General features: G+C 65.8%; 25 protein-coding genes. 11 read left to right on the top strand and 14 right to left on the bottom strand.

The window, feature by feature from the left end; translation table 11 throughout:
• Nucleotides 1-82 precede the first annotated feature (82 nt).
• Genes exbB through BRSPCE3_RS34535 form a run of 3 tightly spaced genes read left to right on the top strand, consistent with a single transcriptional unit; the run spans nt 83 to nt 2,094 of the window.
• A complete protein-coding gene (gene exbB / locus BRSPCE3_RS34545) occupies nt 83-820 on the top strand; it encodes a tonB-system energizer ExbB (protein WP_244071552.1) in 738 nt (245 codons plus the stop codon).
• 3 nt (nt 821-823) lie between these two features.
• Nucleotides 824-1,267 carry a TonB system transport protein ExbD gene (exbD, locus tag BRSPCE3_RS34540; protein ID WP_244071383.1) on the top strand — a complete coding sequence of 148 codons (444 nt, stop codon included), beginning with the start codon at nt 824-826 and terminating at the stop codon, nt 1,265-1,267.
• A 5-nt stretch (nt 1,268-1,272) separates the two neighbouring features.
• On the top strand, nt 1,273-2,094 hold the full coding sequence (locus BRSPCE3_RS34535) for an energy transducer TonB (protein WP_244071380.1): 822 nt from the start codon (nt 1,273-1,275) through the stop codon (nt 2,092-2,094).
• A gap of 184 nt (nt 2,095-2,278) precedes the next feature.
• Here the strand turns inward: BRSPCE3_RS34535 and BRSPCE3_RS34530 are convergent, their stop codons facing one another.
• From BRSPCE3_RS34530 to BRSPCE3_RS34515, 4 genes are all read right to left on the bottom strand, one after another.
• A complete protein-coding gene (locus tag BRSPCE3_RS34530) occupies nt 2,279-3,121 on the bottom strand; it encodes a carbohydrate ABC transporter permease (protein WP_375710003.1) in 843 nt (280 codons plus the stop codon).
• Between the two features lie 46 nt (nt 3,122-3,167).
• Nucleotides 3,168-4,124, bottom strand: a complete 957-nt coding sequence (locus tag BRSPCE3_RS34525; protein ID WP_244071375.1) for a carbohydrate ABC transporter permease — start codon at nt 4,122-4,124, stop codon at nt 3,168-3,170.
• A gap of 125 nt (nt 4,125-4,249) precedes the next feature.
• Nucleotides 4,250-5,596, bottom strand: a complete 1,347-nt coding sequence (locus BRSPCE3_RS34520; protein ID WP_244071373.1) for an ABC transporter substrate-binding protein — start codon at nt 5,594-5,596, stop codon at nt 4,250-4,252.
• A 134-nt stretch (nt 5,597-5,730) separates the two neighbouring features.
• Nucleotides 5,731-6,774 carry a C-terminal binding protein gene (locus tag BRSPCE3_RS34515; protein ID WP_244071371.1) on the bottom strand — a complete coding sequence of 348 codons (1,044 nt, stop codon included), beginning with the start codon at nt 6,772-6,774 and terminating at the stop codon, nt 5,731-5,733.
• 284 nt (nt 6,775-7,058) lie between these two features.
• On the opposite strand from BRSPCE3_RS34515, the gene BRSPCE3_RS34510 reads away from it, so the two are divergent.
• Nucleotides 7,059-8,744, top strand: a complete 1,686-nt coding sequence (locus BRSPCE3_RS34510; RefSeq protein ID WP_244071370.1) for a methyl-accepting chemotaxis protein — start codon at nt 7,059-7,061, stop codon at nt 8,742-8,744.
• Nucleotides 8,745-9,004: 260 nt separating this feature from the next.
• Here the strand turns inward: BRSPCE3_RS34510 and BRSPCE3_RS34505 are convergent, their stop codons facing one another.
• The gene (locus BRSPCE3_RS34505; RefSeq protein WP_244071368.1) at nt 9,005-9,388 is read right to left on the bottom strand and encodes a nuclear transport factor 2 family protein; all 384 of its coding nucleotides are present in this window, start codon (nt 9,386-9,388) and stop codon (nt 9,005-9,007) included.
• Nucleotides 9,389-9,523: 135 nt separating this feature from the next.
• Here BRSPCE3_RS34505 and BRSPCE3_RS34500 point away from each other — a divergent pair, with 135 nt between their 5' ends.
• Nucleotides 9,524-10,480, top strand: a complete 957-nt coding sequence (locus BRSPCE3_RS34500) for a LysR family transcriptional regulator (RefSeq protein WP_244071366.1) — start codon at nt 9,524-9,526, stop codon at nt 10,478-10,480.
• Between the two features lie 12 nt (nt 10,481-10,492).
• On the opposite strand, the gene BRSPCE3_RS34495 is transcribed toward BRSPCE3_RS34500, so the two are convergent.
• Nucleotides 10,493-11,449, bottom strand: a complete 957-nt coding sequence (locus tag BRSPCE3_RS34495) for a DMT family transporter (protein WP_244071364.1) — start codon at nt 11,447-11,449, stop codon at nt 10,493-10,495.
• A 238-nt stretch (nt 11,450-11,687) separates the two neighbouring features.
• Entirely contained in the window at nt 11,688-12,533 is an 846-nt protein-coding gene (locus tag BRSPCE3_RS34490) for a metal-dependent phosphohydrolase (protein ID WP_244071362.1), read from the bottom strand.
• Nucleotides 12,534-12,660: 127 nt separating this feature from the next.
• Between BRSPCE3_RS34490 and BRSPCE3_RS34485 the strand changes: the two genes are divergently transcribed.
• A complete protein-coding gene (locus BRSPCE3_RS34485) occupies nt 12,661-13,062 on the top strand; it encodes a DUF1330 domain-containing protein (RefSeq protein WP_244071360.1) in 402 nt (133 codons plus the stop codon).
• Nucleotides 13,063-13,265: 203 nt separating this feature from the next.
• Here the strand turns inward: BRSPCE3_RS34485 and BRSPCE3_RS34480 are convergent, their stop codons facing one another.
• On the bottom strand, nt 13,266-13,883 hold the full coding sequence (locus BRSPCE3_RS34480) for a TetR/AcrR family transcriptional regulator (protein WP_244071358.1): 618 nt from the start codon (nt 13,881-13,883) through the stop codon (nt 13,266-13,268).
• 74 nt (nt 13,884-13,957) lie between these two features.
• Here BRSPCE3_RS34480 and BRSPCE3_RS34475 point away from each other — a divergent pair, with 74 nt between their 5' ends.
• Entirely contained in the window at nt 13,958-14,362 is a 405-nt protein-coding gene (locus BRSPCE3_RS34475; protein ID WP_244071356.1) for a hypothetical protein, read from the top strand.
• A 100-nt stretch (nt 14,363-14,462) separates the two neighbouring features.
• Here BRSPCE3_RS34475 and BRSPCE3_RS34470 read toward each other — a convergent pair whose 3' ends face one another.
• The 5 genes from BRSPCE3_RS34470 to BRSPCE3_RS34450 all read right to left on the bottom strand — a co-directional run bounded on the left by BRSPCE3_RS34470 (nt 14,463) and on the right by BRSPCE3_RS34450 (nt 19,215).
• Nucleotides 14,463-15,617, bottom strand: a complete 1,155-nt coding sequence (locus BRSPCE3_RS34470) for an alpha-hydroxy acid oxidase (RefSeq protein ID WP_244071354.1) — start codon at nt 15,615-15,617, stop codon at nt 14,463-14,465.
• A 212-nt stretch (nt 15,618-15,829) separates the two neighbouring features.
• Nucleotides 15,830-16,639, bottom strand: a complete 810-nt coding sequence (locus BRSPCE3_RS34465; RefSeq protein WP_244071352.1) for an MlaD family protein — start codon at nt 16,637-16,639, stop codon at nt 15,830-15,832.
• Between the two features lie 85 nt (nt 16,640-16,724).
• Nucleotides 16,725-17,651, bottom strand: coding sequence for a DMT family transporter (locus BRSPCE3_RS34460; protein WP_244071350.1), 927 nt, complete (start codon nt 17,649-17,651; stop codon nt 16,725-16,727).
• A gap of 204 nt (nt 17,652-17,855) precedes the next feature.
• Complete coding sequence (locus tag BRSPCE3_RS34455; RefSeq protein ID WP_244071347.1) at nt 17,856-18,245, bottom strand: hypothetical protein; 390 nt, start codon at nt 18,243-18,245, stop codon at nt 17,856-17,858.
• Between the two features lie 196 nt (nt 18,246-18,441).
• Complete coding sequence (locus tag BRSPCE3_RS34450) at nt 18,442-19,215, bottom strand: LuxR family transcriptional regulator (protein WP_244071346.1); 774 nt, start codon at nt 19,213-19,215, stop codon at nt 18,442-18,444.
• Nucleotides 19,216-19,295: 80 nt separating this feature from the next.
• Between BRSPCE3_RS34450 and BRSPCE3_RS34445 the strand changes: the two genes are divergently transcribed.
• Genes BRSPCE3_RS34445 through BRSPCE3_RS34435 form a run of 3 tightly spaced genes read left to right on the top strand, consistent with a single transcriptional unit; the run spans nt 19,296 to nt 21,533 of the window.
• Nucleotides 19,296-19,973: an acyl-homoserine-lactone synthase gene (locus tag BRSPCE3_RS34445; RefSeq protein WP_244071345.1), complete on the top strand. Its 678-nt coding sequence runs from the start codon at nt 19,296-19,298 to the stop codon at nt 19,971-19,973.
• Nucleotides 19,912-21,276: a cytochrome P450 gene (locus BRSPCE3_RS34440; protein ID WP_244071343.1), complete on the top strand. Its 1,365-nt coding sequence runs from the start codon at nt 19,912-19,914 to the stop codon at nt 21,274-21,276. The genes BRSPCE3_RS34445 and BRSPCE3_RS34440 overlap by 62 nt, the downstream gene beginning before the upstream one ends.
• A gap of 38 nt (nt 21,277-21,314) precedes the next feature.
• Nucleotides 21,315-21,533, top strand: a complete 219-nt coding sequence (locus tag BRSPCE3_RS34435) for a hypothetical protein (protein ID WP_244071341.1) — start codon at nt 21,315-21,317, stop codon at nt 21,531-21,533.
• Nucleotides 21,534-21,566: 33 nt separating this feature from the next.
• On the opposite strand, the gene ybaK is transcribed toward BRSPCE3_RS34435, so the two are convergent.
• On the bottom strand, nt 21,567-22,049 hold the full coding sequence (ybaK, locus tag BRSPCE3_RS34430) for a Cys-tRNA(Pro) deacylase (RefSeq protein WP_244071339.1): 483 nt from the start codon (nt 22,047-22,049) through the stop codon (nt 21,567-21,569).
• Between the two features lie 347 nt (nt 22,050-22,396).
• Here ybaK and BRSPCE3_RS34425 point away from each other — a divergent pair, with 347 nt between their 5' ends.
• Nucleotides 22,397-23,689 carry an adenylosuccinate synthase gene (locus BRSPCE3_RS34425; protein WP_244071337.1) on the top strand — a complete coding sequence of 431 codons (1,293 nt, stop codon included), beginning with the start codon at nt 22,397-22,399 and terminating at the stop codon, nt 23,687-23,689.
• The last annotated feature ends 438 nt before the right edge of the window (nt 23,690-24,127 follow it).

Here is a 24,127-nt window from a genome sequence, read left to right as displayed (position 1 = left end):
TTTGGAGCGCGTGGAGGTGGATATGCGAGACGAAACGTTCGGGAGGGGAAGTAGAGTGTCGGCGGCGCTTGCGTCGATCGCGATGACCGCAACGTTTCCATCTGCCTGCCGTGGCGCAGCCGACGCTGCGCTGCTGCCGCGCAACCTCTCGCCCTGGGGCATGTTCGAGAGCGCCGACATCGTCGTGAAGGCGGTCATGATCGGGCTCGCCTTCGCCTCGCTCGCGACCTGGACGGTCTGGCTTGCAAAGACCATTGAGATCCGCCGCAAGACCATGCTGGCGCGGCAGCGGATCGGCCTGCTTGAGCGCGACACCCAGCTTGCCGAGGTCGAGCAGGCGAGCCGCGACGGCAGCGATGCCGTGGCGCAGATCGTGCAGTCGGCCTCGCGCGAGGCAGCGCTTTCCGGCGGCATCTTCGATGACGGCTTCAGGGAGCGCATCGCGCTGCGGCTGGAGCGGGTCGAGGCGGCGATGTCGCGGCAGATCGCGCGCGGCACCGGGGTGCTCGCCACCATCGGGGCCACCGCGCCGTTCGTCGGCCTGTTCGGCACGGTGTGGGGCATCATGAATGCCTTCATCGGCATCTCCGAGGCCCACACCACCAATCTCGCGGTGGTCGCGCCCGGCATCGCGGAGGCACTGCTCGCGACCGCGCTCGGCCTCGTCGCAGCGATCCCGGCGGTCGTGATCTACAATCATCTGACCCGCTCGATTGCGTCGTACCGCGCGCTGCTCGGCGACGCCTCCGTGATGGTGATGCTGCTGGTCAGCCGTGAGGGCGATCGCAGCCTGTTCCGGCTGGCGCGCGCCGCGGAGTAGGCGATGGGCGCGAAGCTTGGCACTGGCGGCGCGTTCGGCCGGCGTCGCGGCGACGACGACCTGGTCGAGGCGCATGAGATCAACGTCACGCCGTTCATCGATGTGATGCTGGTGCTGCTGATCATCTTCATGGTGGCAGCCCCGCTCGCCACCGTCGATCTCGGCGTCGATCTGCCGGCCTCGACCGCCGAGCCGCAGCCGCGGCCGGACAGGCCGGTGTTCGTCACCGTGAAGCCCGACCTGTCGGTCGCGGTCGGTGAGAACGTGATCGCGCGCGATGCGCTGACATCGGCGCTGGATGGCGCCACGCAGGGCAAGAAGGACGAACGCATCTTCCTGCGCGCCGACAAGGCGGTCAGCTATGGCGACCTGATGGAGGTGATGAACCTGTTGCGCAACGCCGGCTATCTCAAGATCGCGCTGGTCGGGCTCGACGGGCGAAGCTGATTTCGATGAACGCCTATGCGCTTCATGATGGAGGCGACGAGATCAGGCTGCGGCGCTGGAGCCTGTCGGCCGCCGCGATCCTGGCGGCGCATGCGGCGCTGCTCGCGCTCGGCATGACATGGGTCTTGGCACCGCCGCCGGGCGTCGCGGTGCCGGCGGTGCTCGTCGATTTGACGCCGATCACTTCGGCACCGACGATTTCGGAGACCGAGCTGCCGCCGGGCCCGGCGATGCAGGAGGCCGACGCCTCGCCACCGGAGCCCGCCGCGGCACAGCCCGTGCAAAAGGAGATCGCGCCGACGCCGCTGCAGGAGAAGTCTGACGTGGCTGCGCCGCCGGAGCAGAAGCAGCAGGTCACGCCGCCGAAACCCGAGCCCGCGAAAGTCGTTCCGGAGCACAAGGCTGAACCCATCAAACCGAAGGTCGTCCGTCGCGAGGCCAAGAAGCCGTCGGAGGCGACGCCGGCGCCGCGCACCAGCGCGCCGAGCCCGGCCGAGCGGCAGGCGCCGGCGGCGTCCGCGATCAGCGCGGGTGCCGCGGCGTCAGCGATCGCGGCCTACAACGCCCGCGTCCGCGCGCATCTGCTGCGCTTCCACTCTTATCCGGCCGCCGGCAACGGCCAGCGCGGCGTGGTCCGGCTGGTGTTCACGCTCGGCCGCGGCGGGCAGATGCTGTCGAGCCATCTCGGCGGCTCCTCCGGCAATCCGACCTTCGACGCGCGGGCACTGGCGATGCTGCGACAGGCGCAGCCGTTCCCGGCGTTTCCGGCGGAGATCACGCAGGGCTCGATGGGGTTTTCCGTGCCGGTCGCGTTCGTGCCGCGGTAGCGTCAGATCTCATTCGGCCAGGCGGCACTCTCTCTCCCCGTCATCCTGAGGTGCGAGCGAAGCGAGCCTCGAAGGATCGACGGCCACCGGCCGGGCCGATTCATCCTTCGAGGCTCGCCGAAGAGGCTCGCACCTCAGGATGACGGGAATGGAGTGGGCTGGCTTCGATGCAGCCGAAACCCCGCTACTCCTTCACCGCCCCCGTCAGCGACGAGACGTAATAATCAACGAACAGCGAGTAGAACAGCGCGACCGGCAGTGAGCCGAGCAGGGAGCCGGCCATCAGCGCACCCCACTGGTAGACGTCGCCGGTGACGAGCTCGGTCAGGATCGCGACCGGCACCGTCTTGTTGGCGCCGCTCTGGATGAAGGCGAGCGCGTAGATGAACTCGTTCCAGGACAGCGTGAAGGAGAAGATGCCGGCGGAGATCAGGCCGGGCACCGCGAGCGGCAGCGTGATCCGCCACAGGATCTGCAGCCGCGTCGCGCCGTCGACCAGCGCGCATTCCTCGAGCTCGTAGGGGATCGACTTGAAATAGCCGATCAGCAGCCAGGTGCAGAACGGCACCAGGAAGGTCGGGTAGACCAGGATCAGCGCCAGGGGCGAGTCGAACAGGCCGAACTGCACGATCACGGTGGCGAGCGGAATGAACAGGATTGACGGCGGCACCAGATAGGCGAGGTAGATGCCGAGGCCGACATAGGGGCTGCCGCGAAAGCGCAGCCGCTCGATCGCGTAGGCCGCGAGCGTCGATGCGAACAGCGACAGGAAGGTCGAGCCGATCGCGACCATCATGGTGGTCTTCAGCCAGCGCGGATAGGACGTGTCGAACAGCAGATGCTTGATATGCGCGAGCGTCGGCGACGTGATCCAGAACGGGTTGTGCTCCTTGTAGTTCAGCAGCTCCGCGTTCGGCTTGAACGAGGTGATCGCCATCCAGTAGAACGGGAACAGCAGGATCAGGACGAAGCAGGCGAGCGGCAGGTAGATCATCACCACGCGCCTGGTGCGGGAGTCCCACGCCATCGTGTCGGGCGTGGCGCTGGCGACGTTGGTGGAGTGGGCGGTGACCTCAGTCATTAGCCTCTCCCTGCTGCCATTTGCGGCGCGCGAGGCCGAAGTAGCTGAACAAGGTCGCGAACACCAGGAACGGGATCATCGAGACCGCGATCGCGGCGCCCTCGCCGAGCTCGCCGCCGGCGATGCCGCGCTGGAACGCCAGCGTCGCGAGCAAATGGGTCGAGTTGACCGGGCCGCCGCGGGTGATGGCGTAGACCAGCTGGAAATCGGTGAAGGTGAAGATGATCGAGAACGTCATCACGATCGCGAGAATCGGCATCATCATCGGGAAGGTGATGTAGCGGAAGCGCTGCCAGGAGGTGGCGCCGTCGAGCATCGCGGCCTCGTAGAGCGACGGCGAGATGGTCTGCAAGCCCGCGAGCAGCGAGATCGCGACGAACGGGATGCCGCGCCAGATGTTGGCCGCGATCAGCGAGAACCGCGCCGGCCAGGGCGAGCCGAGGAAGTCGACATTGCTGTCGCGCAGATGCAGCACGTCGACCAAGAGATAGGAGATGATCGAGAACTGCGGATCGTAGATCCACCAGAACGCCAGCGCGGAGAGCACCGTCGGCACGATCCACGGCAGCAGCACGATGGCGCGGATCAGGCTCTTGAGCGGGAAGTGGTTGTTGAGCAACAGCGCCAGCCAGAAGCCGAGCGCGAACTTTCCGAAGGTTGCGACCGCGGTGTAGAAGATCGAGTAGAACACCGCGTTCCACCACAAGGGATCCTTGAGCAGATACTGGAAGTTCTCGAGCCCGATATAGATGCCGCGCTGGCCGATCGTGGTGTCGGTGAAGGCGAGCCAGATGCCGAGCCCGAGCGGATAGGTGAGAAACACCAGCAGCAGGCCGATCGCGGGCGCGAGGCACATCACGATCAGGAACGGCTTGTAGTCGAACAGGCGCGCGAGCCAGCCGGGCTGCCGGAGCGCGTGTCCTCGCGAAGGTAGCGTCGTTACAGACATCCGGTGCTCGCCGCTGTCGTCATTGCGAGGAGCGAAGCGACGAAGCAATCCATTTCTCCGCTGTGGCGCTATGGATTGCTTCGCTCCGCTCGCAATGACGGTTGATCCAGTTTCGATGACGGCCGTTATCGGTTCTGCCGCCGGAAGTACCGCTTGGCGCGCTGCTCGGCTTCCGCGGCAGCGGCCTCGGGCGTTGCGGCATCGGTCGCGACCGAGGCGCACATCTGCACCAGCACATAGTCGGCGGTGACGGCACCGGTCGCGGTCGAGATCGGCCCCCTGTAGCCGTTGTAATAGGGGCTCTTCATCGTGTTCCTGAAGATCGCGACCTTGGGATCGCCCGACCACACCGCAGCATCGGCGTAGGCTGCGAGCGGCTGCGACCAGTAGCCGGAGTTGGCGTTGAGCCAGGGCTCATATTGCTCCTTCTCCAGCATGAATTGCAGGAACGCTTTCGCCGCATTGGCATAGGGGCTGTGCTTGAACACCATCGCATTCAGCGTCAGGCCCGACATCGGCGAGGTCGACGCCAGTCCCTTGGGCAGCAACTGATGCTCGGTGTCGTCGGCGATCGCCTTGGTCGCGGGATCGTTCTTCAGCGAGAAGTACAGCGAGACGCCGTTCGCCGTGAGGCCGATCTCCTGCGAGGAATAGGCGCGGTTGTTGGAGACGTCGTTCCAGGATGGCGTGCCGGCGATGAGGGTCGGATAGAGTTCCTTCAGATATTTCAGCGCGGCGATCGTCTCCTTGCTGTTGACGATGATGTTGCCTTCCTCATCCAGCAGCGCGGCGTTGTGCGACCACAACAGCCAGTTGGCGAAGCCGTTGCCGTCGCCGACCGCATTGCCGAGCGCAAAGCCGGCCGGCTTGCCGACTGCCTTCAGCTTCTTGCAGAGCTCGAGAATGCCGGCGTGATCATCCGGCACCTTGTCGTAGCCGGCGGCATTGACCAGCGACTTGCGGTACACCAGCGGCCCGCCGGAGGCGCCGAACGGCAGGCCGATCCAGCTCTTCGATTTCGAGCGCATGCCATAGCGCTGCGCGAGCGTCAGCCAGCCGCCGTAGCGATTGCCGAGGTAGTCGGCGACGTCGGTCAGTTCGATCAGCTTGTCGACATAGATGTGCGGCGCGTCGCCGAAGCCGATGATGATGTCGGGGCCGGCGCCGGAGTTCGAGGTCACCGCGGTCTGCTGGTTGATGTCCTCCCAGCCGACGAAGTCGACCTTGATCTCGACGCCGGTCTTGTCGGTGAACTTCTTGGCATTGGCGCGGAACACGTCTTCGTCGGCCTGGACGAAGCGCACCGGCCGCAACATGCGCAAGGTCGCGCCCTTTTCGATCGGCAGCGACGGCGCTGCCACGTCGGCAGCCTTGACCTTCGACGCTTCCTGCGCCGAAGCGCCGGTGACCGCCAGCGCCGCCGCGGAAGCTCCCAGCGCCAGCGCATCGCGACGCGTGACCTCGTACGTCATGTCGTTTGCACTCCCTGCTTTTATTGTTCCTTCCCGGCGTTGGCCGCCGGTGAAGGGTCTTGTCGTCTCGACGCCCGCGCTCGAGGGCCCGTATCATCAGCGACACGGGCCTTCGCGCGACGCGCGGCGTCCGCCTAGCTGTTCGGACCGCGATCCATGCTGACGGGCTGCCAGCGGCGCAGCGCGGTGTTTTGCAGCACCGACGGGTTGACGCAGCTTACCGGCCACATGCCTTGCAGCACTAGTGACAATTCGTAGCCCACGCGACGCTTGCGCGCTTCGTCAAAACGTGCCGATGCCGAGGCGACGTGGGCGGTCAAGGTAACATTGTCCATCCCGAGCATCGGGTTGTTGTGCGACGGCGGTTCCTTTTCCAGCACGTCGAGCGCGGCATGGGCGATCCAGCCCTCCTGCAGCGCCTTGATCAAGGATTCCTCGTCGACGGTGGCGCCGCGGCCGGTGTTGATGAAGACGGCCGACTTCTTCATCTGGCGAAAATGCTTCTCGGTCAGCATGTGGTGGACCTCGGGCCGCGCCGGGGCGTGCATCGAGACGAAGTCCGACTGCGACAACACCTCCGACAGCGTCGAGGGAATCACGCCGTGGTCGTACATCAGGGTTTCCTGGATGAACGGATCGTAGGCCATCATCCGGAGGCCGAACGGCGCGGCGCGCTTGGCCACCGCGCGGGCGACGCGGCCGAACGAGATGAAGCCGAGCGTCTGGCCCATCAGCCGCGGAATCTTCAAGAGCGCCGGGCGGCCTTCGGCCCAGCGGCCGGTACGCACCATCTTGTCCTGCTCGACCAGGCGGCGGAAGCCGGCGAGCAGCAGCATCATGGCGTGGTCGGCGACCTCCTCGATGAAGGTATCGGGGATGTTGGTGACGGGGATGCCGCGGGCGGTCGCGGCCTTGACGTCGACCGAGTCGACGCCGACGCTGCCGAGCGTGATCACCTTGCAGTTCTCGAGCGCATCGATCACCGCCTTGGTGATCGGCATGCCCTTGGCGTAGATCGCGTCCGCGGTCCGCGCCGCGGCGATGAATTCGGCCTCGTTGGCCGGCGCCTCGACGATCTCCGCGCCGATCGGATCGAGCGCCTCCCGCTCATAATCGTAGCCGCCGCCGGCGACCGTGAAGCTCGCGCCCTTCGGCGTCACCACCCTGAATTTCGACATTGTCTGCTCCCGATGTGAGGTCTTCTGTTCTTGCTTCTTGCTGGTTTGTTTCTTGGTCTTGTTGCTTGGTCTTCTTGATTCTTGGAGCGCGGCTTGCATCACCGCCGTCCCATACTTCTACGCGAGCTGTGCCGGTCTCTCCACAATTGCCGGTTGGTCCGCGGCCCGATTCTCCGGGCTTCTACGGGGAACCGCCGTAACCATCGGGTAAAGGGTCTCACATTACGGTGAACGGAATCAATCCGCCCATCGCGTCGCGTTCCCCGCCTCTCCTGGAGATCCCCGTGAAGCTGTCAAATCTGAAGATCACCCCCAAGCTCGGCATTCTGGTGGGGGTGACCCTCCTCGGTCTGTGCACGGCCGGCATCCTCGCCGGTCATTTGATGCAGCGTGAGATGACAAATGCTCGCATCGACCAGGCCAAGTCGATGGTCGAGATGGCGAAGAACATGGCGGCGAGCCTGAAGAAGGACGTCGACGCCGGAAAGATGACCAAGGAAGCGGCAATCGCCGAGTTGGGCAAGCGCGGCAACGCGATGACCTACGATAACGGCGCCGGCTATCTGTTCGGCACCGACTACAACGGCATCACGGTGCTGGCGCCCGATCCGAAGCAGGTCGGCACCAACCGCATGGACGTCGTGACCAACGGCCGCAAGCTGTCCTGGGAACTGATGAACGGCGTGAAGGCCAATGGCGATATCCTGCTGTTCTATGAATACGTGAAGCCCGGCCAGGAGACGCCGATCCGCAAGCTCGGCTACGCGGTCGCAGTGCCCGGCTTCGATATGTATCTCGGCACCGGCGCCTATCTCGACGATATCGACGCCAAGATGCGTCCCATTGCGTGGCTGCTCGGGCTCGCGATCATCGGCATCGGCGTCATCTCGAGTTCGGTCGCCTGGCTGATCGGGCGCAGCATCTCCCGGCCGCTGAACCTGCTCGGTGCGCGCATGCGCGACATCGCGGACGGCAAGCTCGACGGTGACATTCCCGGCGTCGGCCGTGGCGACGAGGTCGGCGGGATGGCGGCAACCGTCCAGGTCTTCAAGGACAATGCGATCCGCATCCGCGGCCTCGAGCAGGCCGAGGCCGAGACCCAGGCGCGCGCCACCGCCGATCGCCGCAGCGCGATGCAGGGCCTTGCCAGCGATTTCGAGCGCAGCGTCAACGGCATCGTCCGCACGGTGGCTTCCGCCGCCGCCGGCATGCAGACCACGGCGCAGTCGATGACCGCGACCGCCAGCGACGCCAGCGCGCGCGCCGCGACGGTGGGCGCTGCCTCCGATAGCGCATCCAACAATGTCGGCACCGTCGCCGCGGCGGCCGAAGAGCTCTCCAGCTCGGTTGCGGAAATCTCCCGCCAGGTGGCGCGTTCCAGCGAGGTCGCAAGCCAGGCGGTGGCCGATGCCGAGCGCACCAACGCCACCGTGCAGGCGCTCTCCACCGGCGCCGAGAAGATCGGCGAAGTGGTCAAGCTGATCCATTCGATTGCGGCCCAAACCAACCTGCTCGCGCTCAACGCCACCATCGAGGCGGCGCGCGCCGGCGAATCCGGCCGCGGCTTCGCGGTGGTCGCCTCCGAGGTGAAGGCGCTGGCCAACCAGACCGCCAAGGCGACCGAGGAGATCTCGGCGCAGGTCGCCGCGATGCAGGCGTCCACCGGCGAGGCGGTGACCTCGATCGGCGGCATCACCGCGACCATCGCGCAGATGAGCGAGATCACGGCCTCGATCTCGACCGCGATCGACCAGCAGGGCGATGCGACGCGCGAAATCGCGCGTAACATTCAGCAGGTCGCGGCCGGCTCGAGCGAGATCTCGGCCCATATCGGCGGCGTCACCACCGCGGCCGCCGCCACCGGCACCGCGGCGGGTGACGTGCTGTCGAACGCGCGCGAGCTCGACACCCAATCGGGCATGCTGCGCAACGCGGTCGACGAGTTCCTGCAGAAGGTCCGCGCGGCGTAACGGATCGCGTCGGGTGGGTTCGCTGGCGAAGCGCAACCCACCCTACGATTTCTCGTCCCCGTCATCCCCCGCGCAAAGGCGAAGCCTTTACGCGGGGATGACGGAATTGGCGGGCTTCGCAGGAGCGCGCGGCCAAAATATCGAAAACAACCCCATGCACAGTAGCCGGCGCGCGGGTCGGCCTTACGACCAGCCGACTTGACATGTCGGGCAACTCAGTGCCATATTTCTAATATTCCGAAAATCGACCGCGGCGGACGCTACGATCCCGCCGGGAAGACCTGCGCGACGTGAAACGCCTTGGTGGTGATCAGCCACCTGCCGTCGATCCGGTGGAACACCAGATGGTCGATGAAACCGGTCTGGCCGGCCCTGACGCGCACCTTGGCGATGGCCAGATCGGGCGCGGTCTGGTCGATGCTGATGATCGCCTCGTCGCGCGGCGATTTCATCGATGCCGGCGAGGGACGGCTGCGGATGAAGTCGCGGAATTCCGCGGCCGACCGCACCGTGTGCTTGCCGTCCCGGATGCCGTGCACGATCGAGGCGTCGGAGAACACGTCGCGGTACCGGCTGTCGTCGACGTCATACATCAGGTCGAAATATCCATCGATCGCGGCTGCGATGGCCTGGATGTCGCTCATTGCAATATCTCCTTAGGCGATGATGTCGCGGTGACCTCACCGGATCGAACCGGTGATCTGCGCCGACAGTGGCCGATATGCCGGCGGAGTGCTACGACTGGGCGGTCATCTCTTGGATGACCGAGAGGCATCGGCATGGACGAAGTAGACAGTCGGCTGGTCGGCGGGCTTGTGGTCCTCGCGGCGGTTGCGGACGCGCGCAGTTTCGGCAAAGCGGCTGAGCGGCTCGGCATGACGCAATCCGGGGTCAGCAAGGCGATCGCCAAGCTCGAGGCGCGTCTCGATGCCAGGCTGGTTCACCGCACCAGCCGCGCCGTCGAGCTCACCGAGGAAGGGCGCGCGCTGGTCGAGCGGGTTGCCGCGCATCTGGCCGGCATCGGCGAGGCGGCGGCGGAGACCGCGAAGTCGCGCGATGCGGTCCGCGGCCGGCTGCGGGTCAATGTCGACCCGCTGTTCTCCCGCATGGTGCTGTCGCCGAAGCTGAGCGAATTCCTGCTGCAGAATCCGGGCATGGAGCTGCGCATCGAGACCCGCGACCGGATCGCGGATCTGGTCAGCGACGGTTTTGATCTCGCGGTGCGTTTCGGCGAGCCGGCGCCGTCGGCCCTGATTGCGCGCCGCGTCCTCGCGCCGCGCGTGCTCACCGTGGCCTCGCCGATCTATCTCGAACGCCACGGCCGGCCGCGTGATCCGCGGGAGCTGGCGAGCCGCGACCACCAATGCATCCTGGCCATCGACGCGGGGACCGGGCGTCCCTTCGATTGGGAGTTTTGGCGCGGCGGCGAGGTCGTGCCGGTCGCGGTCAACGGGCGGCTGACCGTGACCGATTCAGGAACCAAGCTCGGCGCCTGCCTGGCCGGCTTCGGCGTCGCGCAGGTGATCGATCTCGGCCTCGACGATCATCTGCGGAGCGGCGCGCTGATCGAGCTGTTTCCCGACTGGCCCGACGAGCGTTTTCCGCTCTACGTCTATTACGCCTCGCGCAGCCACGTGCCGGCCAAGGTGAGACGGTTCATCGACTTCATCACCGACGCGCTGGCGGCAAAGCCGCATTCGCCGCGCAAATCCGCCGGCTTGCGCAGGGTCGGCTAGCCGTTTTCCGCGTCAGCCGGGCTTCGCCGAGCCCTTGGCCGATCCTTGCCGCGAGGCGATGATGACGCCGGCGAGCACCAGCGCGTAGCCGATCAAATGGAACGGCGCGAGCGTCTCGCCGAGCAGCAGGATCGCCATCGCCGAGCCGAACACCGGCACCAGATGGAAGAACGGCGCGGCCCGGTTCGGGCCGATCAATGCGACGCCGCGGTTGAAGAACAGATAGGCGAGCGTGGACGGGAAGATCAGCACATAGACCAGCGTGGCCATGGTCAGAACGTCGAACTTCAACGTCACGCCATTGGCGAATTCCCAGACCGCAGCCGGCAGCAGCATCAGCGCGCCGCAGCAGGTGGTGAACGAGATCAGCGAGAGCTGATGGATCTTCGGCCGCCGCGGGATCAGCGCCGAATACAGCCCGAACGACACCAGCGAGGCGCCGAACATGATGTCGCCCCGGTTGAAGCGGATGCTGGCGAGCGCCGAGAAGTCGCCGCGCAGGATGATGGTCAGCACGCCGGCCAGCGAGATCGCGATGCCCGCAAGCTGCGCCGGCGTCAGCCGGACGCCGAACAGGACCAGCGACCACAGCGCCACGAACAGCGGACCCGCCGACTGGATCAGCAGCGCATTCAGCGCTTCGGTATATTGCATCGCCCAGTAGGAGATCGCGTTGTTGAAGGCGAAACCGACCGCGGACAGCAGCAGCATCAGCGGCAGGGCGCCGAGCAGCTTCGGCCAGTCCTGCTTCAGATGCGGCCAGGCGAACGGCAGCAGGATCAGGAAGACGCCGAACCAGCGGATCGTGGTCAGCGTGATCGGCGGCACATGGCTGCCGACATGGCGCGCCAGCACGATGTTGGCGGCCCAGAACAGCGACGTCAGGCTGAGCAGCAGATAAGGCTGGTTGTTGAGCCAGTGCAGCGGCGAGCGGCGAGGCGTTGTGGCAGGTGCGGGCAAGGCGGTCATTATTTGACGGATGTTGTGCCCGAATCCGTTGCCGCGACAAGACGAAAGAGCGGATTGGAGCCATGCGTGGCGGCGGTTCAATCCGGCGCGGTTGCCTCACTGCCGTAGAATAACTGAACCCGTCATCCTGAGAGACCGTGAATATCTGCTTCTCGATGACGCAACATACTCGATGTCGTCCCGGCTTTCGCCGGGACGACGAGGCACAGTTTCTTGTGCGCGACCTGCGACGCCTCGCCTATTTCTGCGGCCCCGACAGCGAGATGTCGCGCTCGGCGCGAAATACGTTGCTGTAGAGGTTGGCGATCCATTGCCGGCCGCTGGAGGTGATGTTGAGGTGGCGGATCGCCTTCTGGACATGCGGCGCGACGCTGTCCCAGTAGAAGCGCGGATAGCGATCGACGAGGTCGGCCGGCGAATCGTAGCCGAGCTGGCGGTTCAGTCCGGCCTCCTCGAATTCGAGATACAGTGCGTTGGCCTTGCGGATGTAATGGGGATCGCCGAGCTGGCCGATCAGGTCGGCGGCGCGCAGCAGGGTGGCCTCTTCGCCGAAATCCTCATCCTCGTCAGGGGCGCTGAGCGGAAAGCGCGTGCCCTCGATCGCGCGCGCGATGCGCTCCTTGTCGAGCAGGGCGACGCCCTTGAGCCGCTCCATCACGAAGATCTTGGAGCGATCGACATGATAGGACATCAGCCCCGCATCCGACGAGCCGCGCGGCAGGATCACCTTGCGGCCGTCGGCATCGACCAGATAGCCGTTCTGGTCGTCGGCATCGAACAGGCCGCGGACATAGCCGATGTCGTGGGTGAGGCAGGCGATGATGACATGGGCATAATCCTCGGCGCTCATGTGCGAATGCAGCGCGCGGCCGCGCAGGATGTCGTGGCCGGCCAGCGTCACCAGCATGGTGTGCTCGACATTGTGATAGAGCGCGTCGCTGTTGCCGATGCATTCGAGCGCGATCCGCGCGATCGAGGGCACCATTTCCACCAGCTGGGTCTGCGAAGAGCCGAACCGGCGCTGCATGTATTCGCCGAGGAATTTGCCGAGCGCGTCGGCCGCAAGTTCGGGAAGGGTCATCACGGCATTGACCTCCGAGATCGGGTGGTGAGCTTACGGCCTGCCAGCATTTCAGGGTAGTCCCGCGATGTGACATAATGTTTGCGGCCGGACCGATCCGGGTTGGGCCGACGCGGTCTTGGAGCAGGTGATGGGTGTCGATCTCTTGAACGTCAAAGGCCTCGGCGAGCTGGATCAAAACGCGCCGGTGGTGATGGTCAATCTGATGCGGTTTCGCGCGCGCTCGCTCGATGGCGACGGCTCGGGCTGGGATGCTTATTTGCGCTACAGCGCGCTCACCGTCCCCATGATCAAGGCGCGCGGCGGCACCTTGCTGTGGACCGGCAACGCCGAGACCGTCGCGCTGGGCGAGCCGGCCGGCCAGCGCTGGGACTATCTCGCTTTGGTCACTTATCCGAGCGTCGCTGCCTTCATCGACATGATGACCTCGGCCGACTACGAAACCCGCTGCGACCCGCATCGCCGCAACGGCTGCGAGGAGCACGTCATCATCGCGACGCGCGAAGCCTACAGCAAGTTCAGGGCGGCGTGAGGCGTGCGCGCTTCTCGGGATGACGGAATGGATTGCTCAGCTTGCTCGGTGTCATCACTCGCGCATGCGGGTGATCCAGTATTCCAGAGACGGTCGTGTTTGAGCCGAAAGGCCGCGGCGTACTGGGTCGCCCGGTCCATGTGCGCAATTGCGCACAGGCCGGGCGATGACAGCAGTGGACGAGGATATAGCGTCACACCCTGTCAGGATGACGGGTTGATGAGCGGCGCAAGCGCCGCGCGGCTGGCCGCCTGCACCACACGGCAGACCTCGTCCTTCGATCGCCCCGCGCTCAGCGAGGCGAAGGTCGGATAGCTCGTCAGCGCGAAGATCAGGTCGACCGCGTCCTTGCGGGCCTGCGGTGACGCATGCTTGCCCGCGATCCGCTCGATCAATCCGGTGAGGCCGCGGCGGCGGCGCTCGTTGCGCTCGCGCACGGCCTCGGCGAATTCGGGATCGGTCGCCATGGCGTCGTGCAGGCGTCCGACCGCAGAATCGCGGCTCCAGAAGCCGCAGAAGATCTCGACCATGCGGTCGAGCGCGGCGCGCGGATCGGCCATCGCCATGGCATCGGCCAGCTGATGCAGCCCGCCATGGCGCGCGATCTCGTCGAACACCGCCTCGAGCAGTCCGCGCCGCGAGCCGAACTGGTTGTAGACGGTCAGCCGGGTCACGCCGGCCGCCTTCGCCACCGTATCCAGCGAGAAGCGCGCGATGCTCTCGCCTTCGCGCAGCGTGCGCGAGGCGGCCTCGATCACCCGCTCGCGGGTCTCGGCGGCCGCGGCGCTGCGGACCGGGCTCACATAGCTGCGCGGCGGCATCGGTTTGCCTTGCTTTCGTCAGGTTGATTATACATTATGTATATCTAATTTCCAATGCCGTTCGGAGCTCGATCATGCAGACCGCCCTCATCATAGCCCTGTCGCTTCACGTCCTGTCATCGGTGTTTTGGGCCGGCTCCAGCTTCACTTTGGCGCGCACCGGCGGCCTCGGCGGCGAGAAGCTGCTGTTTCCGCAGATCGGCGCCGCGACGGTTGCGATCGTGACCGGCACGACGCTCTGGCGCCTGGTCCATGAAGGCTCGTTCGCACTGTCGGAGCAGATTTTGGCCGGTGGCGCGATCGCGGCACTAGCCGCGGTTGCCGTGCAGATCATCGTCGGTGGTGGCGCGGTCCGGCAGCTGCGCAACGGAGCAGGTGATCCATCGGTCGCACGCTCGCGGCTGGCGGTGGCGCAGCGCATCGCGGCCGGGTTGCTCGCGATCACCGCGCTCTGCATGGGCGCGGCGCGCTATGCGTGAACCTAGAGCCCCGTTCCGATGGAAACGGAACGGGGCTCTAGACCCTTGTTGTGACGCGTTTTCTTCACGCGAACCGGTATCCACTTCGCTTGAAAACGCTTTAGAACTTCCGCACCAGGTCGGGGGTGATCTCCTTCAGGCTGCGGATGCCGAGCAGCGCGAGGTCGCGGTCGATCTCGGCATGCAGCAGCGAGATCGCGCGCGACACGCCGGCCTCGCCCGCGACCACGGCGGCGTAGAGGAACGGCCGGCCGACCCAGACGAAATCGGCGCCGAGCGCCAGCGCCTTGATCACGTCGGTGCCGCGGCGGATGCCGCCGTCGACCATCACGGTCATGCTGCCCTTCTGCGCAGCGATCTCCGGCAGGGTGCGCAAGCCTGAGACGGTGTAGTCGAGCTGGCGGCCGCCATGGTTGGAGACCATCACGCCGTCGCAGCCATGCTCGCGCGCCAGCCGCGCGTCCTCCGGCGAGATCAGCCCCTTGACCACGAGCTTGCCGGGCCAGCGCTTGCGGATCAGCTCGACATGCTTCCAGGCCAGCTGGTCGCGGCTGCCGATGTTGCGCATCAAATTCTTCGACAGCACCGGCGGACCCTGCTTGGCGTCCATGTTCTCGAAATGCGGCATGCCGTGGTTGAACACGGTGCGCGCCCAGGTGTTGAGCAGCCAGTCCGGATGGGTGATGGTGTCCCAGAACACCCGCGGCGTGATCTCGAGCGGCACCTGGAAGCCGTTGCGGATGTTGTTCTCGCGGTTGGGCGGCACCGGCACGTCGGCGGTGACGACGAAGGTGTCGTAGCCGGCCGCTGCGACGCGATCGACCAGCGGCTCGATCCGCTCGGGGAGGCCGGCGAGGTAGGCCTGGTACCAGGCCTGCGGGTTCGCGGCACGGACGTCCTCCAGTGTGATCAGCGAGGAGGCCGACAGGATCATCGGGACGTTGGCGGCAGCAGCGGCGCGCGCCAGCACGATGTCGCCGCGATAGGCGCACAGCGCCGACGAGCCCATCGGTGGAATCCCGAACGGCGCGGCGTAGTTCTTGCCGAACAGCGTCGTGGTCTGGTCGCGGCCGGAGACGTCCTTCAAGACGCGCGGCACGAAGCCGTATTCGTCGAACGCCCGGCGATTGTCAGTTCGGGCGGTGTCGGTCTCGGCGCCGCCGGAGATGTAGCCGTAGAGGAATTTCGGCAGCAGCCGCCGCGCCTGCGGCTCGAAATCGTCGAGCGTAAGATAGCGCCGCAGATGCGGGGGCACCGCGGGGGCTGCGCGGTTGACGGTTGCGGGAGGCGGGGAAAGGGCTGCGGTCCGGTCGTGCACGTCGGGCGTTTCCGTTGTTCTTGGTTCTTGACACCGGCAGTCTAGAGCACGAACCGGACAAGTGCGAAGCGGTTTTGCCTCACGGCAAACGCGGAACGCGTTGCGCGGAGATCATGGTTCAACACAGGGCTGAAGCGCGCTGAGATGCCTTAGCGCCTGGCGGCGGGCCCGGCAATTTTTGCGTTGAACGCGTTGACCGACTGGCTGACGTCGCTGAGCGTCTTGCGGGTCTCGGCGATCATGACGCCGGATTTCTTGTCGAAGCTCTGGATCAGCTCGCGCAGCGAGATCACGGTCGGCAGCAGCTCGCCGCCATATTTGTCGCTGCCGAAGCTCTTCAGGAACTTGTCGGCCGATGTCATCTTGGCATCGACCGCGCTGATGCCGTCGTCGGCGGCGTCGATGAAGCCGGCGATCAGCTCGCCATTGCCGGACAGCGAGTTGGTGAAGTTCTCGAGCCCGAGCAGCGAGTCCTTGATGTCGGCCTCGTTCTCGGTGATGACGCGGTCGACATTGCGCAGCGCGACGCGCAGCTTCTCCTGGATGTCCATGGTGCCTTCGGCGTCGGCGGTCAGCTCGGGAATGCCGTCCGCGCCGACCACAGGCGGCGGCGCATCGTCGGTGCCGCCGGTGAAGGAGATCGAGGCGATCCCGGTCAGGCCCTGGAATTCAAGCCCGGCCTGAGTGTCTTTCCTGATCGGGGCGTTGCCCTCGATCCGCGTCATCGCCACCACGCGGTGGCGGTCGAGCCGGATCGAGACCACCTCGCCGATCCGCACGCCTGCGAAGTTGACGCTGGCGCCGCGGCGCAGGCCCGAGGCCGAGCCCTCGAACACGACGCGGAACGGCACCATCCGCTTGATGCCGGCATAGCGCTGATAGCCCAGCCAGCCGCCGAGCGAGCCGGCGATCAAGGCCAGCGTCAGGGTGCCGATCACGAGATTGCTGGCGCGCGCCATGCGTTTGGGACCTGTCCGCGAAACAGCCTCAAGAGATAGCGGATTTGCCGCCGATAGTCACCGCACCTTGCGGTGGGCGGCGGGATCAGGCCGATTGCTTGCGCGACGCCGCGAACACGCCGGCCAGCACCAGCGCGAAGCCGATGAAATGGAAGGGCTGCGGATGCTCGCCGATGAACACGATCGACATGATGGTTCCGAACACCGGAACCATATGGAAGAACGGCGCGGCGCGGTTGGCGCCGATCAGCTGCACACCGCGGTTGAAGCACAGATAGGCCAATGTCGAGGGAAACACCGCGACATAGAACAGCGACAGCAGGTTGCTGGTCGTGAGCTGCATCACCGGACGCGCGCCGAGCTCCCAGACGAAGAACGGGATCAGGAACAGCGCGCCGCAGCCGAAGGTGAAGGCCGCAACCGACAGGCCGTGGATGCTGGGCCGCTTCAGGGTCAGCACCGAATACAGCGCGAAGATCACCAGCGCGACGGTGAAGATCAGATCGCCCTTGTTGAAGTCGATCTTCGACAGCGTCGTGAGATCGCCATGCAGCAGGATGACAAGCACGCCGCACAGCGACAGCAGCACGCCGCAGAGCTGCGCCAGCGTCAGCCGCGTGCCGAGCAGGATCAGCGACCACAGCGCCACCACCAGCGGCGCCGCCGATTGCAGCAGCAGCGTGTTGAGCGCCTGGGTGTGCTCGAGCGCCCAGTATTGCAGTGTGTTGAAGGCGCTGATGCCGGTGATCGACAGCAGCATCATGATGCCGAGATTGTTGCGGATCGCGGACCAGTCGCGGACCAGGTGCTTCCAGGCGAACGGCAGGATGATCAGGAAGGCCGCCGACCAGCGCAGGAACGACAGCGTCACCGGCGGGATATGGCCGGCGGCGAGCCGGCCAACGATCGCATTGCCGGCCCAGCACATCGCGGTGATGCAGAGCAGGACGTACGGCTGGTTGGCGATCCAGGAGCCGGATGCAGGCGTTGCGGTGGAATCGGAGGCAGACATTCGATGAGGCCCGGGTTCACGACGCCGCGGCCCGCCCGGCAGGCTGCGCCGGGCCGGTATCGATTTCCCCGGCCCCTGTCACAGACACGGATTCCGCCATTCCATCAATGGGGATGGACGCATCGCGACCATGCGCGAAGGGCCCTTACGGAGACTGCGATACGAGTTGTGCCAGCCGGGCCAAAAGGGGGCGATGCAGCAGGATTAGCCGGCGTCCGGCGGTGCGGTCTGGCGCTTGACGATCTGCTCGGCGAGCTCGATCAGGATCCGCTTGGTGTCGGGGTCCTGCACCTCGCGGAACACCCGCAGCATGCGCAGCTCGAGCAGGGATTGCAGCGATTCCGCGGTCGGGCCGCTGCCATGGGCCGGCGCGCTTGCAGCGGTGCGGCGATTGAGCATGTCGGCGGCGATCCCGAGCATCTCGGCGACGGTCGCCAGGCGGCCGGTGTCGATCTTCACCGTGCCGTTCACGCCGTTCTTCTGCAGGGCGGCTCCGGCGCACAGGATCTCGGCGAGATCTGCCTGCGACAGCCCGATCTCGCGCCAGCGCGCCTGCACCAGTTGATCGATCTGGTCGTCCTGCGATGTGCTCATGGTGCGTCCAGACGAGCCCCGTCCGCCTCAACCTTATTAGCAAGACCGTGCGCGAATGCAATCAGGGCGCGACCGGCGGGATCAATCCAACCCCGATATGTGACTTCACCACAGATCCCCGCGTTCGCCGTTCGCGCAACGAGGTCGTCGGCGCGGAGCTGGTTGCGGGCGTGCCGCGATGGTGCCGCGGCGCCGCTCACAGGTCGATGATCCCGAGCGCGATGCTCTTGGCCACCCCGTGGGTCTTGTTGGAGGCCTCGAGCTTGCGCAGCGCCTGCTTGATGAAGCCTTCCACGGTCTCCGGCGAAATGCCGAGGATCTGCGCGGTGTCGGCCACGGTCTTGCCGCGCGCCGCCCAGGCGATCACTTCCTTTTCCCGCCCGGTGAGCTTGATGGTTTCGGCGGCGTCGGCCGGCTTCAGGATGGTCGGCGCGTTGCGATGGTCGCGGTTGACGATGTCCATCGCCCGCTGCACCCAGTAGATCATCAACAGATGCAGTTCATGCCGGTGGCAGATGAACAGCCTGTCGAAGTCGCGCGGCTCGTCCTCCCAGAAGAACACCGTCGAGCTCGAATGCACCGCGCCGAGCCGGTCGCGATAGTGGAAGGGCACCACAAAACCCTGGCGGAAGCCGTGATCGCGCGCGGCCTCCATCATCTTCAACTCCGGCGGACGCTTGCGGCCCTGCCGCTCCGGCAGCTTCAGCTCGCCCCAGTGAAACGGCGTGTTGGTTCGCCGCACCCGCGTCAGCGCCGGATCGGAATGGACGAAGTCGTTCTGGATGTAGGCGCGCTCCCATGCCGGGTTGTAGGTGCCGGTATGGTAGGGCAGGTCGAGCTCCGGCCGGCCGGCATCGATGAACGCGAAGCTGGAGAATCCGTAGTCCTGGATGGCCCGGTGCAGCGACCGCCGAAGCTCGTCGATCGTACCCGACGCCTCGATGCTGGAAATCGCTTCTGCCAAAATCATTGACTAAAACCCCCGGTTTCCGGGGGTACCACAATTAAGCCTTTTTGTCCCAGATGCCGGCGACATCTGGAGGCGAGGGAATGTCGCACCTTTGGGGGGAATACCATGCGCTCGTCACGACCGAAGAGCGCTATCCGGCACATGTTCAGGCGATGCTCAGGCTGCGCAAGCGGCTGTTTGTCGACCATTGCGGCTGGCTGCTGAGCACCACCGGCGAGGTCGAACGTGACCAGTTCGACGCCTGGTATACCGAGCACTGCCTGCTGTTTCTCGGCTCCGAGCTGATCGGCGGCTTCCGGGCCATCCGTACCGACTATCCCTATCTGACCAAGTCGGTCTTCCCGCAGCTGGCGCAGCGCCGCTTTCCAAGCCGCCGTGACGCCTGGGAAATCAGCCGCTTCGGCGTGCTGCCGGGGGCCGCCACCGCATCCGCCGCCCGCTTCAACTACGCGCTGATGTTTCGCTTCGCCGAGCTGCGCGGCGCGGCGGCGCTGGTGGCGTTGGCCGACCTCACCTATGAGCGCTTCCTCGCCCGGATGGGCATCCACACCCATCGCTACGGCCCGCCGCAGGTGATCGGCAACGACCGGTTCGGCCGCCCGCTGACGGCGCTCGCCGGCGAAATCCCGCTCGATGTCGCCGGCAATCCCGGCCTGACCAAATTCCTCGACCTTGGACGGCAATTGGAGATCCACGATGCCACACATGTTCTCGGACGTTCGAGCGTTTCGGAGCGACCCGCTCAAATTCCTGCTTGAGCGCGGCAACGCCGCGCCGCTCGGGCTGGTGCCGCTCCATCTGGGGCCCGCGCCGGTTCTGCTGGTGAATGACCCGGATCTGATCCGCCCGATCCTGAAGGCGCCGGAAGCCGATATCGGCAAGGGCCGGCTGATCAAGAAGCTGTCGCCGGTGCTCGGCCAGAGCTCGCTGATGCTGCATGGCGACGAGCACAAGCGGCGGCGCGCGGTGCTGCACAAGCACATGGCCAAGGGCAGCGTCGAGAAATACCTGCCGCAGATGTGCGCCGAGATCCGCGCGGTCGGTGCGCGGCTGGCGCGGCTCGGCTCGTTCGATCCGCATCGCTTCACGGCGACGCTGGCGCTGCGCACGATCTGCATCGCGGTGTTCGGCGCGCAGGTGATCTCGTCCGGCGACGAAGAAGCCCTGGTGCAGGCGGTCGGCACCATCGAGGACGATCTCGCCGACGAGATGTTCCGCGTGCTGCCGCTCGGACCGGTGTCCTGGTATCGCAGGCGGCAGAACCGGATCTGCGCCAAGCTCGCGATGTCGACCGTGGTGCAGCGGCTGCGCAGCAGCGCCGGCACGAGCAGCGCGCTGCGCGACCTCGAGGCGCTCGGCCTCAGCGATCGCGACCTGCACGACGAAATCCTGACGCTGCTATTGGCCGGCCACCACACCACCGGCTCGACCGCCGCCTGGGTGCTCTATCACATGGCGGCCAATCCCGCGCTGATGGACGAGGTCGCGGACGAGGCCGCCGACTGCATCGGCGACGACGGCGAGTTGCGCGTCGATGCGGTGAGGCGCGCCGACGTCAGCGCGACGCTGGTCAAGGAGGTCTGCCGGCTCTATCCCAGCGCCTGGTGGTTCTCGCGCGAGGTGATGCAGCCGGTGACGATCGGCGGGCGCGATCTCAAGGTCGGCACCTCGCTGCTGCTCTGCCCCTGGCAGTTGCAGCGCGATCCACGCCACTTCGAGGATCCGGACCGCTTCCTGATGACGCGGCGCTACAACACCGACGCCTACATTCCGTTCGGCGCCGGTCCGCGCGCCTGCGCCGGGATGGGCGTTGCGATGCTCGAGCTGCAATTGCTCGCGCTCGAGATCGCCGCCGCCTATCGCTTCACCGGCGTCAGCCCGAATCCGGCACCCTGGCCGAAAGCCTCGGTGACGTTGGTACCACCCCCGATGACGATCGACATCGAGATCCGCGAAATGCGCCCGCGCGTCCTGCATCTTGGCGAGGAAGCCGGACAACTGCCGTACATTTCCGCCGCCAGCGCGGCATCCATCAGCACATTACAATCGGTATCCCAATGACAACTCAGATTACAACGGCCAGCATCGGGCAGAGGGCCATGGATCAAGTGCAAGTGCGCAGTTTGCGTGACGTCATCGCTGTCTTGATCGAGCAGCGCAGCATCGTGACGGCGGCGGGCGCAAGCTTTGCCGCGCATCTGCTCGACCTTGCGATCATGCAGCTGCGGCTCAACGTCAACGATATTTCGGCGGAGGAATTGACCGGCCTGTCCGACTTCGTCGGCGCGGAGTTCGCGCGGGACAAGTCCGCGCACTGATCGTACCGGTCAGTCGTCGGATCAGGCACCGGGTTAGTCCTGCGTCGCCACCAGCGCCTTCATCGCGGCGCCGGCGGCAAGCGCGGCGTCGTTCGGATCGATCTCGATCTGCAGGCCGCGCTGGCCGCCATTGACGAACACGGTGACATGGGTGAGCGCGGTCTCGTCGATCGCGGTCGGCACCTTCTTCTTCTGGCCGAACGGGCTGATGCCGCCGACATGGTAGCCGGTCAGCCGCTCGGCATCGGCCGGGCGCATCATCTTCGCCGACTTGCCGCCGAGCGCTGCGGCAAGCTTCTTCATGCTGACCTCGCAGTCGGACGGCACCACGGCGCAGACCGGCTTGCCGTCGACCTCCGCCATCAGCGTCTTCAGCATCCGGTTCGGGTCGACGCCGAGCGCCTCCGCCGCCTGCAGCCCGATGCTCTCGGCGCTGGAATCGTAGACATAGGTGTGGAGCTTGAAGGCAATGCCGAGCTTGCGCAGCGCCATCGTTGCTTGTGTCGAATTGGGCATGGACCCCGCCGGTTGATACGGCTGAATGATCGCCGCAATGGGCCGTCCGATCAATCGGCCCTACGGCCAGCCTCATACCGGCCAACATTAAATTCTCGCCAGCCCGGCGCGGCCGGGCGCGGCGTGGAATTTTCAGGGGATATCAAAGGGTTGTAGCTCGTCTAAAAGGCGTAAATGACCCCCTTCTTGCTTGCGCAGCCGACCCGCTTCCGTTATCCGGTAGGCGCCTTGCGTGTGCGCGGCCGGGCGCCGCGATTTGGCTGGGCATATCACTGCATGGTCGTGTGGGCGGACGCGTTTTCGCCGCGATCATGGTCTCTGAAACACCTGAAGGGAACATCTTCGCAATGGCCAATGTTGTCGTCGTCGGCGCCCAGTGGGGTGACGAGGGGAAGGGCAAGATCGTCGACTGGCTGTCGGAACAGGCCGACATCGTCGTGCGCTTCCAGGGCGGCCACAATGCCGGCCATACCCTCGTGATCAATGGCGAGACCTACAAGCTGGCGTTGCTGCCCTCCGGCGTGCTGCGCCCGAACAAGCTGGCGGTGATCGGCAATGGCGTGGTGTTCGACCCGCAGGCCTTCCTCGACGAGGTCGCCAAGCTGAAGGGGCAGGGCGTTGCGGTCGGACCGGACAATCTGCGGATCGCCGAGAACGTCACGCTGATCCTGCCGCTGCATCGCGAGCTCGACTCGCTTCGCGAATCCTCCAACGCCATCACCTCGATCGGCACCACCCGCCGCGGCATCGGCCCGGCCTATGAGGACAAGGTCGGCCGCCGCGCCATCCGCCTGATGGACCTCGCCGATCTCGGCACCCTGCCGCACAAGATCGAACGCCTGCTGGCGCACCACAATGCACTGCGCCGCGGCAACAATCTGGCGGAGATCGACGGCAGGACCATCCTGACCGAACTCACGGCGCTGGCGCCGAAGCTGCTGCCCTATGCCGAGACGGTGTGGCGGCTGCTCGACATCAAGCGCCGCGAGGGCAAGCGCATCCTGTTCGAGGGCGCGCAGGGCGCGCTGCTCGACGTCGATCACGGCACCTATCCCTATGTGACGTCGTCCAACACGGTGGCGGCGCAGGCCGCGACCGGCACCGGCATGGGTCCGGGCGCGGTCGGCTATGTCTTGGGCATCTGCAAGGCTTACACCACCCGGGTCGGCCAGGGCCCGTTCCCGACCGAGCTGAACGACGAGATCGGCGAGGAAATCGGCCGCCGCGGCAAGGAATTCGGCGTCAACACCGGGCGCAAGCGCCGGGTCGGCTGGTTCGACGCCATGCTGGTGCGACAGACTGTCCGGACCTGCGGAATTGCCGGGCTGGCGCTGACCAAGCTCGATATTCTCGACGGGTTCGACAGCATCAAGGTCTGCATCGGCTACAAGCTCGACGGCAAGGAAATCGACCATCTGCCGGCCGGCGAGGGCGCGCAGGCCCGCATCGAGCCGATCTACGAGATCATCGAGGGCTGGAAACAGCCGACCGCCAATGCGCGGTCCTGGGCGGACCTGCCGGCCCAGGCCATCAAGTATGTCCGCCGGGTCGAGGAACTGGTGGGGTGCCCGGTCACCCTGCTGTCCACCAGCCCGGAACGTGAAGATACTATTCTGGTACAGAATCCGTTCGAGGCTTAACGGGATATTACCTATATCCCACCAATTGTGTGGAAATGGCTGACTACTACCCGCTGATCGCCCGCGCCATCGCCGGATTGGACCCCAACGCTCCCGGCGAAGCCCGCCGCGCGCTGTATGCGCGGGCGCGCACGGCGTTGATCCAGCAGCTCCGCGGCGTGCAGCCGCCGCTCTCCGAATCCGAGATCACCCGCGAACGGCTGTCGCTGGAAGAGGCGGTTCGCAAGGTCGAGTCCGAGGCCGCACAGCGCGCCCGCGAGGCCTCGCGCCCCGGCGGCGGCGCCCGCAGCAGCGATGCGCTGCGTCGTGCCAATCCAAGACCGCCGGAGGCCAATACCAGACCGCCCGAACCCACGAGACGGACTCCTAGCTCGTATGCCGTCTTCTGCTTGTAAAAAAAAAAATCATAATGAGATAAACAGAAATACATTCATATAT

This window comes from Bradyrhizobium sp. Ce-3, assembly GCF_022835695.1.
GTDB lineage: Bacteria > Pseudomonadota > Alphaproteobacteria > Rhizobiales > Xanthobacteraceae > Bradyrhizobium.
The sequence above is the reverse complement of the archived record's forward strand: the minus strand, read 5'-3'. Positions and strand labels throughout refer to the sequence as shown.

Coding starts and splice junctions, on each gene's coding strand:
- BRSPCE3_RS34520 (WP_244071373.1), bottom strand. CDS start 5,596: ATGACGTACGAGGTCACGCGTCGCGATGCGCTGGCGCTGGGAGCTTCC.
- ybaK (WP_244071339.1), bottom strand. CDS start 22,049: ATGCCCAATTCGACACAAGCAACGATGGCGCTGCGCAAGCTCGGCATT.
- BRSPCE3_RS34460 (WP_244071350.1), bottom strand. CDS start 17,651: ATGTCTGCCTCCGATTCCACCGCAACGCCTGCATCCGGCTCCTGGATC.
- BRSPCE3_RS34480 (WP_244071358.1), bottom strand. CDS start 13,883: ATGCCGCCGCGCAGCTATGTGAGCCCGGTCCGCAGCGCCGCGGCCGCC.
- BRSPCE3_RS34505 (WP_244071368.1), bottom strand. CDS start 9,388: ATGAGCGACATCCAGGCCATCGCAGCCGCGATCGATGGATATTTCGAC.
- BRSPCE3_RS34435 (WP_244071341.1), top strand. CDS start 21,315: ATGGATCAAGTGCAAGTGCGCAGTTTGCGTGACGTCATCGCTGTCTTG.
- BRSPCE3_RS34455 (WP_244071347.1), bottom strand. CDS start 18,245: ATGAGCACATCGCAGGACGACCAGATCGATCAACTGGTGCAGGCGCGC.
- BRSPCE3_RS34525 (WP_244071375.1), bottom strand. CDS start 4,124: ATGTCTGTAACGACGCTACCTTCGCGAGGACACGCGCTCCGGCAGCCC.
- BRSPCE3_RS34465 (WP_244071352.1), bottom strand. CDS start 16,639: ATGGCGCGCGCCAGCAATCTCGTGATCGGCACCCTGACGCTGGCCTTG.
- BRSPCE3_RS34535 (WP_244071380.1), top strand. CDS start 1,273: ATGAACGCCTATGCGCTTCATGATGGAGGCGACGAGATCAGGCTGCGG.
- BRSPCE3_RS34445 (WP_244071345.1), top strand. CDS start 19,296: ATGTCGCACCTTTGGGGGGAATACCATGCGCTCGTCACGACCGAAGAG.
- BRSPCE3_RS34425 (WP_244071337.1), top strand. CDS start 22,397: ATGGCCAATGTTGTCGTCGTCGGCGCCCAGTGGGGTGACGAGGGGAAG.
- BRSPCE3_RS34495 (WP_244071364.1), bottom strand. CDS start 11,449: ATGACCGCCTTGCCCGCACCTGCCACAACGCCTCGCCGCTCGCCGCTG.
- BRSPCE3_RS34530 (WP_375710003.1), bottom strand. CDS start 3,121: ATGGCGTGGGACTCCCGCACCAGGCGCGTGGTGATGATCTACCTGCCG.
- BRSPCE3_RS34450 (WP_244071346.1), bottom strand. CDS start 19,215: ATGATTTTGGCAGAAGCGATTTCCAGCATCGAGGCGTCGGGTACGATC.
- BRSPCE3_RS34440 (WP_244071343.1), top strand. CDS start 19,912: ATGCCACACATGTTCTCGGACGTTCGAGCGTTTCGGAGCGACCCGCTC.
- exbB (WP_244071552.1), top strand. CDS start 83: ATGACCGCAACGTTTCCATCTGCCTGCCGTGGCGCAGCCGACGCTGCG.
- BRSPCE3_RS34475 (WP_244071356.1), top strand. CDS start 13,958: ATGCAGACCGCCCTCATCATAGCCCTGTCGCTTCACGTCCTGTCATCG.
- BRSPCE3_RS34500 (WP_244071366.1), top strand. CDS start 9,524: ATGGACGAAGTAGACAGTCGGCTGGTCGGCGGGCTTGTGGTCCTCGCG.
- BRSPCE3_RS34515 (WP_244071371.1), bottom strand. CDS start 6,774: ATGTCGAAATTCAGGGTGGTGACGCCGAAGGGCGCGAGCTTCACGGTC.
- exbD (WP_244071383.1), top strand. CDS start 824: ATGGGCGCGAAGCTTGGCACTGGCGGCGCGTTCGGCCGGCGTCGCGGC.
- BRSPCE3_RS34485 (WP_244071360.1), top strand. CDS start 12,661: ATGGGTGTCGATCTCTTGAACGTCAAAGGCCTCGGCGAGCTGGATCAA.